Origin of the sequence: Synechococcus lacustris str. Tous, from assembly GCF_003011125.1 — a bacterium.
Lineage (GTDB): Bacteria > Cyanobacteriota > Cyanobacteriia > PCC-6307 > Cyanobiaceae > Synechococcus_D > Synechococcus_D lacustris.
In genome coordinates this window covers 1-9,391 of the sequence record NZ_PXVC01000071.1, presented here as the reverse complement: position 1 = coordinate 9,391, position 9,391 = coordinate 1, and the positions used below count along the sequence as shown (strand labels likewise).

The 9,391-nt window shown below is 43.1% G+C and carries 10 protein-coding genes; 4 read left to right on the top strand and 6 right to left on the bottom strand.

The genetic code is table 11. The features are described 5' to 3' along the window. Positions 1-442 precede the first annotated feature (442 nt). The 4 genes from C7K08_RS16655 (at position 443) to C7K08_RS11125 (ending at position 4,646) form a co-directional block, all read left to right on the top strand. Positions 443-565, top strand: a complete 123-nt coding sequence (locus C7K08_RS16655; protein WP_272867434.1) for a hypothetical protein — start codon at positions 443-445, stop codon at positions 563-565. Between the two features lie 95 nt (positions 566-660). Continuing rightward, positions 661-873 (top strand): Nif11-like leader peptide family natural product precursor, encoded by a 213-nt coding sequence (locus tag C7K08_RS11135; RefSeq protein ID WP_106500687.1) that lies wholly within the window; start codon positions 661-663, stop codon positions 871-873. A gap of 316 nt (positions 874-1,189) precedes the next feature. Continuing rightward, the gene (locus tag C7K08_RS11130; RefSeq protein ID WP_206603841.1) at positions 1,190-3,100 is read left to right on the top strand and encodes a DUF4262 domain-containing protein; all 1,911 of its coding nucleotides are present in this window, start codon (positions 1,190-1,192) and stop codon (positions 3,098-3,100) included. 139 nt (positions 3,101-3,239) lie between these two features. Beyond that, positions 3,240-4,646, top strand: coding sequence for a DUF6891 domain-containing protein (locus C7K08_RS11125; RefSeq protein ID WP_133165234.1), 1,407 nt, complete (start codon positions 3,240-3,242; stop codon positions 4,644-4,646). A gap of 163 nt (positions 4,647-4,809) precedes the next feature. Here C7K08_RS11125 and C7K08_RS15235 read toward each other — a convergent pair whose 3' ends face one another. The 6 genes from C7K08_RS15235 to C7K08_RS11100 all read right to left on the bottom strand — a co-directional run. Then, positions 4,810-5,214 carry a hypothetical protein gene (locus C7K08_RS15235; protein ID WP_133165233.1) on the bottom strand — a complete coding sequence of 135 codons (405 nt, stop codon included), beginning with the start codon at positions 5,212-5,214 and terminating at the stop codon, positions 4,810-4,812. Next, complete coding sequence (locus tag C7K08_RS11120; protein WP_106500684.1) at positions 5,214-5,594, bottom strand: hypothetical protein; 381 nt, start codon at positions 5,592-5,594, stop codon at positions 5,214-5,216. Before C7K08_RS11120 ends, C7K08_RS15235 begins: the two co-directional genes overlap by 1 nt. A gap of 110 nt (positions 5,595-5,704) precedes the next feature. Further along, entirely contained in the window at positions 5,705-7,321 is a 1,617-nt protein-coding gene (locus C7K08_RS11115; protein WP_106500683.1) for an HIRAN domain-containing protein, read from the bottom strand. 138 nt (positions 7,322-7,459) lie between these two features. Beyond that, positions 7,460-7,804: a hypothetical protein gene (locus tag C7K08_RS11110; RefSeq protein WP_106500682.1), complete on the bottom strand. Its 345-nt coding sequence runs from the start codon at positions 7,802-7,804 to the stop codon at positions 7,460-7,462. A gap of 213 nt (positions 7,805-8,017) precedes the next feature. Further along, positions 8,018-8,581, bottom strand: coding sequence for a hypothetical protein (locus C7K08_RS11105; protein WP_106500681.1), 564 nt, complete (start codon positions 8,579-8,581; stop codon positions 8,018-8,020). 114 nt (positions 8,582-8,695) lie between these two features. Further along, the coding region (locus C7K08_RS11100; RefSeq protein ID WP_241537222.1) for a DEAD/DEAH box helicase at positions 8,696-9,391 on the bottom strand (696 nt) is incomplete at its 5' end.

The window sequence follows — 9,391 nt, the reverse complement described above, 5'->3', positions numbered from 1 at the left end:
GTAGATACGAATCCGGTGGGTTTTGGGCGCAGAACATGCCTGCGGTTCTCCGCTTAGAAGATTGGGAAAAGACCTTGCGAGGGCAAGTCAAGGGTTTGGCGGCTGGGTGTGTGTTCGCTATTACCTAGCAGTAGTGCTACTGGGTTTGCTGAACAACCGGTTAGGCCATTAAAAAAAACAAGGCTCTTGCCCACTTGGTTATTACAGTTCTAATAATTATTGCGTTAAAAGCAAATARCATGAGGCATCTGTTCGATCATCAAATAAATCGATTAGGATATGTTKATGTTGATTGWGATCCAATTGAAAACTTTTGCAATATTATGCGGCTGTGCTGCTTTATTTATTGCGCCCCTTGCTGCTGATGCGCAATTAAGACGTGCTGGTGCCCCYGGTGTTCCTGCCGCTGGTGCTCCTGGTTATGGGGTGATGGGAAATCCAGTTGGCGCACCTGGTATTCCAGCAGCAGGAGAACCTGGCTATGGGGATGCTGATGATTATGGTTTTGGCGCAATTGGCAATCCAGTTGGCGCACCCGGTATTCCTGCAGTTGAGTCGGGTGTAAATCTTGGTGGACCAATTAATCGGCGCGGATTGCGGTAAAAAGAGGCTTGCGTGATGCTGATTCCTTTGCGATGCTAAAAGCCCGATCTAGTACAGATGAGCTGGTTTGAGCTGGAGCGTTTAGTAGAGGATGCTGAAAAGGAACCCCAGCTTGCCCGGGCATTACGTCATTGCCGTAGCAATCCAGAACTAGTGCTAGCGGCAAGAAGGCTTGGCTATCGCATCACCCGGGTTGACCTAGTGCAAGCAAGGCTTGCTGCTCAAAAAGAACATAAACAACACAATCAGGCGGTACATTTAACTAAATAGAAATTTTATTGACTTAGAGTTAAATTTAATGATATTAATACTCAAATAAATTCAGAATAAAGAGTTGCCAAATCATGTTCTTTATGCAAAGTTAAGGCAAATTTTATTTAACTTGAGAATATTAAAATTCTCTAACGGCAGCGATCACCTACCCGGAGGAGCCCTGCTTTAGATCTATTCACTGGGTGCATAATTTCTCGATGCGGGCAGGTATATGGCGTCGTTATACCGCCAAGATTTTTAAGTTATCTAACGGATACAGGCTCTTATGATTTTATGTTTCTATAACTTAGTGTGAATCTTGCATATTATGATTATGCTTACTGGAGAAATGCTCTTGGCAACAATTAGGGAGGCTAGCGAAAAAGCGTCAAAGCTTGATTTGATGAGAGCCTGTGGTTATACATCTATTAATCCTGATGGGAGCGAGGAATTGCTTGCAGAGGCTTTTTATGAGGCAATAGTGACGGCTAATGGTGGAGAAGTCGAATCAGAGGAGGAGGAGGCTACCGATTTACTAGAGGACTGGATTTATCTACTAGGAGGACAGGACGAAGTCGATAAGACAATTGAATATGGAGTTATGTCTGCAAGTCCAACACTAGATCGATTGCAAGATGCCGATGACGATCGAGCATGCATAGTTGCCTTGGCAAAGCTTCGAAGAGAATACGAAAAGGATACCAAGCGAAAAGCCATTGAAACCAATCCAGAAGTCTTTGGAATTAATCCTTTTATGATCGCAGACCACGGCATTCAAATTTTTACTGTAACCGATGATGAGGATTCAAGCAAAGTCCTCTTTGCATATACCGTAGGTAACGAATTCTCAGAAGAGTCACATCCCGATCTGCTGACATTCTGCAACAGTATTTCTACGGTTGATAAAATATTGAATGGATTATGTGCAGCCATGGCGGATGGCATGCTTGAGATAAAAAGTGGAGAAGTTGTCGAAGTTGCGCAGAGAATGAATCAAGGAATTGTTAAGGCCGTGAGATTACATATCTTAAGTGGTGAAACACTACAAATATGCCAAGATCGTTATGCCTGTGCTGTCAGGCCTGGATACCCTATTGCTATAGTAGATATTGAGGATCAGTATGGACTATTTCCCGGAGATGAAGGCTATGACTCTGAAGAAAGCATGTATCGTTCTGATTTTATCCCCTTTCCTGGAAGTCCTTCAAAACATATTGTGCTAACAGGCGATAACAGATTCAAGGTAGAGTGTGCTATTGATTTAAGTGAGCCTGAATTCATACAGTCCTCTCGTGCCAGAGTGGATGATTCATTAAAAGACCCTATTCCTGAGCTCTTTTCTTTTTATCCTTCAGCGAAGAACATCCTTACAGTATTTACATCAGTTCGGAAGCTTCTAGAAAGTCATAAGCTTTCAATTGAGCCGGAAATGGTGTTCGAGGTATATGGCATCTTAGGACTGCTAGGTGAAGTTCCAATTAGGCTTAGCCTATTATCAAGAAATCAACTTGAGCGTGCCAGTGAATACTTCTGCGCGGCAAAATACCAGACCAATGCAATTATCCTTGTCGACATCCCTGATGCACGCGGAAATTTCGCATGGGAGGAAGGTGCGCAAGATTATGTTGCCCGAAATTTCGATCGTAACTTCATGCCGGATAATTCAGCACCTATCACTAAAATTAGTATGGACAATAATTTCCCTGTGCCATCATCTTCTACTGCGCTATACGACTGTTTGAGCTGTTACATCGGATTCTTAGAGAACCCTGAATGCGACACCGATGATGATGAAACAAGTACTCCACCAAGCTTGGCGACGATGAGAGTACTTCTAAATCTTCTTGCTGAGTTACACCCTGACATTTGGGACTATGAAGGTAGCCCAGATGAAGTGGATAAGGCTCATGTGTCCTTCTGTCAAGATATCTCTAAGACATATTTAGTGCCTAAGCTCGCTCTGGAATGGGTTAAGAATGCAAGGCTTATCGAATATGAAGAGACGTCTCCAGATCCGTATGAAGCAGATATTTGGAGGCTCCCTCCTCCATCGGAAATACCTTTGCCAATTGCTGACCAGTTTCCTAGCCTAAGCGAATGGGGCGATTATTATCCAGACAAAAATTCATTTCTTAACGATGTTGACTGGATGCAAGTGAAGCGAACTCTCGAAGCCGCCTATGAAGATTCCATAGATCCGGACGAAGTAGAAATATGTAAGCGAGTCAATCCTTGCAGCGCGTAATTAGTTCGTCTAACGCCAGCGATCAACTGTCCGCAGGAGCTGCTGCCAGGATTATTCATTGGTAGCATACTCCTGGGGTGCGGGGCAATTGCATTGCGTCGTTAGAATGGTTATGGTAAAAGAATTCGAGTGATAAGTTATGCCGGTTTCACCTTTAACACCACTCTCGCTAACGGCATCAGTCAATCTGCACCGACTACGCGATGCGTTCAATGAACTGGAAGAAGAAAATGGATTCTATGTAGACCCAGGGGCATGGTGCTGCCGTACATGCGCCTCATCAGATGCTTGGAAGGAAGGACTCAATCAACCATATGTTTTTTGGCATGAACAAAACGAAGACGCCTTGCACTCATGCCCAAAAGAGGCTATGCCTCTTTATTATGGCGTAGCACGATCGGATGCTTCCTACAGCGACATAATCGACACAGCAAGAAAGATAATCAAGACACTAGAAAAGCACGGCTTTAAATCAGACTGGGAAGATGGAGACATCGAGAAATGCATCTTTGTGCACCTAGACGCTTACAGACCAAGCACAGGGAACGAAGATGAATACGACGATGACTATTTGAATGTGAATTTATATCTTCCGAAGAATGAGGAGACTAATGAGTATTGCATGAACGAAAGCAATGAAGACTTTGGTGAGCCTACAGATACATACTCATTCTGCCAGCGGATCGCAGATGGAGAGTCCCTAAAGGATGCAGTACTGAAGGTCCCCTCTGAGATAAGGAAATACATTACACATTACCAACGAAGCTTTAACGATGAGCGAGATTCCATATCGTATCCCGTTGAAAGTGTTTTGGAAATCGAAGGCGAATATGGGCACTCAGAAGGCATCTCGCTCAAGGAGTCGATGGAAGATGAAGAGGACAGAGAAGGTATTTTTTTACAAGCTCTAGATGACTGCTATTTAGATGAAGTCCTAGAAAGTGCATCAGAGTACAAGCTGCTCATTGAACAATATATCGATAAAGTTGCATTGCTTTATTGTGAAGGAAACGAAATGGAGCTTAAAGGGTACGAACGTTATTGGCTGATTCACTTATTTGATGCCAATAATGTTCGATATGTTGAACACAGAATTAAGCTAGAAGATCTAACATCTGATATCCTAAAAAAATGCATGAAAACGATTGAGATACCCATAAGCGCTGCTCCCTACGTTATTACAACTATAAAGGACGATAATATTCAAGGGATTAATTTTGACAAGCCCTTCCAAGGGCTATCTCTTTCTGTACAGCCCCAATTTAAATACATCAGGCTGCAGGCTCATCTTGATTCCAGCCAAAACCTTGATTACGTTCGTGACTTCTGCAGCTTCGTTAATACGTCTCCCTATATTTTGAAATCCTCGTATTCAGTGGGCACGGGAGATCATTCTAGCTATAAGATTGCATTTATATATGATTTACTTTGCCTCGATCATGGAGGTGTCGGCATTCATACACTTGCAAAAGCAGTCAAGGAGTTTGTCTTTTCTATTGTAGCTGCTGAAGAAGAACACCCTCATATCTCATTAGATCTGAAGTAACTTTCACTGCTGGTTTCCTCGTGTTTTGTGCATTGTGACGGTCAGTAGCGACTGTGCAAAGTATCACATTCTTCCAATTCTCTTTCTAACGCCAGCAATTACCTGCCCGCTGTAAATGAGATAGCACTCTCAGCGGCAAATGGGGATGTATAAAAATATTTATTCAAAAACAGAACTTCTTGAGATAGTGTAAAACTTCTTTTGGTTTATCTTCTAAATAATATGCTTCGGATTCGTATGAGGATGATGAATTAGAAACCTTTAGAGATCTTGCAACATTACCTTCTTTATTTTTATCCAAATATGTAACAACATTTAATTTGGATCCTTTACAGTATTGCGCCACATGAGTTGCTTCGTGATACACGGTCTCATTTACATGATAACTTACCGGACTAACAGTATTTTTGATATTATTCGTGCAAATTACGAAATCTTTGGATTTTATATATCCAACGATTTCCTTATTACGACAAATAGGAGCATTTTCTCTGACATTATAGTTTGCCAACATTACAGAATTAATGATCTCTTTGCCGAGTGGAGTTAGATAAAGAAGAAATTCCATTATTTAAAAATGAAGTCGGGTTCAACCGAAAACACATTGATCGAGTTTCCATAGTCTTGGCGATGGGAGTGGTCGTGGTCTTCAACCAACTGCAGATGCCAGATACGTTGACTACCGGCAATACCACTGGCATGAGAACCAAGCCAACTCATGCGGTCATCGACGAGGCGATCAGGTCGAAATGGCAGAAAGAAGTGATTCATAGCTTCCCGCTCAGTGTGAAATAGTTCAGGGTCCCTTTCGTACCAGTACAGGGACGGTGCAGCGAGCTGGTCCTCTGGCACAGTGATAGCAACTTCTGAAAAACCTTGATCACTTAGGAGCTGAGCCGTGAGTAGTTGGCCCCGAGCAGAAGCAGCGTCTTTAATGGTTGCAGTCATGGTATTGACTAGGAGTTAAATATATGTTTTCACCTTTGCAGTTATTTGATGCAATTCACGCGCGAACAACCAAAGGAAGATCAGGCAGGAGGGACCAAGAATGGCTTATATTAATGGTTTGGATTAAATAAATGCTTACCGCAATGCCCAATAACAATTTGATTAAGCTGCTCATCCCAACAAAAATGAATTCGTAATGTTTGATTTTCTGAATCCTTTGCACCGATCTTTAAATGTTGCCACATCTCCACTGTTTTGTTGGCGTAATTAAATGTGCGCTCTCTCCTTGACTTTGGGTTGCGCTCAATTGTTTGCGATTCCCTTGGTGCATAGTTAACTGATCCAAATACTCTACCTGCAATAATATCGGGTGTACCGGCTATTTTTTCTGTTCTAAAGCTGGTAGCAAGTATCCAAAGTAATTCAAATAATTGATCTCCATATTCAAATCCACGCGCTTGATCCGCTGAACTCCAAGCACTATCTAGTATTAATAAAGTTCCAGGACAAAGTTGTTCACTTACCAGTTCTAGGCAGCTTCTAGGTTTCAAGCGCTCTTTCCCTGCAATAAAACGCAAGCTTGATAGCAAGCGACTATTTAGGTCTTCTGGATTATTTTCTTCATTACTGTTACGCCATGGCGTATAGCCAAAATCATTTTGCCCAGAAACTGGGGCAACCTGCTCAAGATATGCCAGCTGCAATTTCATTGCATCGTGTTCGGTTGTGATCTGTTCTAATTGATCTTCTAAAGAACGATTTTCGGCTAAAGCAAGCTGCAATTCTTGATCTTTAAGATCCATTTCTTGCTTTAATTCATTTTCAAGGTCTTCTGCTAATTCWATTGCTTCTTCTCCTTGGGCCTGTGCTTTTTCTGCACGTCGCTCCCAGGCAGCTTTATTGAATTCGTATTCACGCCGCAGCCGACGTTCCTCTGCCCTACTTGAATCAAGACGTTTATTTATATCTTCTTCTATTGCCTGTAGTTCTTTTAATTTTTCCTGCCTTTCAAGAATGCGAGTTGCTTCACTTGGAACACCAAATAAAGAACGAATTAATTGTTCTATTTTTTCGCTATCTGGTGCTTTATTATTGCTATCTGTAATACTTAGATACCACGGGTAATGACGGCCATCCTGCGTTGGGTAGTAGCTGTAACCTCTTTTGCTAACATCATAACTAGCAGCAAGCAGTTGTTGTAATTCACGAAAGGCAGTTTCTGTACAATTTATTACCAGTCTTAACTTGTCTGTGCCACTTGTGCGATCAAAGTCCCAGGCAAATGAACTTGTTACGCCCAAGCCTCTTAGGCGACGACTGGCATTAGCAATTGGAATTGAAATCTGTAATCGGAATGCATCTCGCAATGATGTAGTAGTTAAGCCTGTTACAACAGCATCCAATCCGGTTGCCACTTCTGGTACTTCAGCTGCAATTAATGCAGCCATGTCTTTAGGTATGTAACCAATGCATTGATCATCCCAAAATACCTTTACTGCATTTGGATCCCATTCATTACTTGGTTCATGCAACAGCGTAAGGGGATCACCAATCCCAATTCCGAGTTGCATCTTTTCAGAGGCGTGATCTAACTTATAGGCCAGAAATGTTTGAAGTATTTCTGCATTGCTTTTATCTTGACGCTTTTTCCTGGCCGCAAGGCGTTCAGCGCTGCCTGATTCATCCAAGTGCTGCAGTCGCTTGAATAGGTTGCCCGTGGGTGACATGAACCTAGTGCTGCCTGTTTGTTCAGACTAGACAAACCAATCCCAATTCACAGTTTTTAGCTAGATCCCACACTTTCTCGCCAAATGATCCGTAGGCCATGGGATCACAGGTGAGCAGAATTACTTGCAAACCACGATCTACTGCAGTATTAAGCATTTTCTTAATACTATCGATTCGACTGGATCGGAATTTGCAAATGCATCATCGAATACCAGCGGTAGACAGCCATCATTTGCATCCTTAAGTACATCAGCCATGGAAAGCCGCAGCGCGGCTGTTAGTTGTTCACGCATGCCACCGCTGAGTTCATCAAAGTCATAAAACTCTTTGCCACGCCGTAGGCGTAGCCCGCCAAAGCCCTTGTACTGGTCATAGTTCAGCTGGGCAATGGGCCCATCGGGAATTAGCGGTTGCAGGTAGCTGTTGATCGCTTGTGCAAGCGGTTCGCTATAGCGACTAGCTAGATCAGCTTGTGCTTCCATAAATAGCTCTAGCAGACGCTTATGGGCATCTGTAATTCGCTTGAGATTCTGGTAGTCGCTCTGAGCTATCTCCAGTAGAGCATTTGCTTGTTTAATAGCTGCAAAGGGATCTTTTTTACTGTTGTTTTCGCAAAGTTCTTTGGCTGCACCTACATCCCACCTTAATTAGTTTGCCAAATTAAATCAAGTTTACTCTAACTAATTTATTTTTGTTTAATCAATATCGCCAGATAATGCCATTTGTGCAATGTCTGCATCACCTGCAAGTATTGCCTTTAAAATGTGTGAAGAAAGATGATGTAGTTTTATTCCAGCATCTTCGTATGATTGCGCGGATGAAACGAAGCTGTGAGTTTTTTGGTATTTTACAAGTTTCTTATTCTCCTCTGGTAGAACATAATTAAATCTACCGTATATTCTTAGGTACCTGTCAGCAACTTCTTGTGGTCTATTTTCAATTTTAGACCAATCTAGTTTCAGTAGCTCGGCTGCGGCAACTTTTCTGGGATAGTTATGATCTTTTGTTAATTTTACAGATTTTGGTGTGGGACTTGTTGCAAGGCATGTAAGAGCTTCATGAGATATTGCGCCAGTCCATAGATCTCCAGACTGAGGTAGATACCAAATAGCAGCGCCAATCATAGTTTCAAGCAGCTGGCGCTGATTAAATGTGGCTTCTTGTGATTTGTAAAATTGCTGCTGACTTAAAATAGTTCTTGCTATAACCTCAGCTTTCTCAAGCAAGCGTGAATCTGCAGCTTTAACATCCTTAGTCATTTTAGAGCTCTCTAGATTGGATTTGTTTGTAAAAACAATTCACTTGTTTAACTTCTAAATTGCTTTGAGTAGCTAATAGCTTTTTCAGATGACTGCATAACCTAATCATCATCTCTACACCTTCTTGGCTTGCCCATTAGCAATCACGCTGCACAACCGATTAAGACGTTGCACATTCGAGATGCTGTTACTTATACCGGTGGCAAGTTCTGGGGATCCCACCACGATGGAAAGACATTGGGCCCGGCTGATTGCCACATTAAGTCGATTTGGATCGAGTAAGAAATCAATGCCTCGAGGTGCACTATCGCCATCGCTTGCTGTAAGCGAATAGATAGCTACTGGCGCTTCCTGCCCTTGAAATTTATCGACGGTGCCAATGCGGGCTTTATCACCGATGCTTTTTTGCAGCCGGTTTACCTGCATGTTGTATGGAGCGATTATCAGAATTTCCTTTTTACCGAGTACCCCGTTCTCAGTAATCATCGCGCCGTCAACGAGCCGGGCACGCTGGTAGGGCCTGCCATGCAGCCGATCCACTAAAGCAGCGATGTGTTCCACCTCCTCTTCGCTGAGGGTGCTGTTGCCGCTATGGGGCACTGCCTCAAACACGATCCCCTGCTTTGGGCCATCCCAGTGCACCTGGTTGGCGGTGTTGCAGGGGGCAGCTTGCAGTTGGCCATCATAAAAAAGCTCTGACACCATTTCGGTGAGTGCTGGCGGCATACGCCAGCTGGTGGCAAGAAACACACCACGATCGGCTGGCACCACGGCGTGCTCCTGCATCACATAGTCGAGGCAGCTCATGCC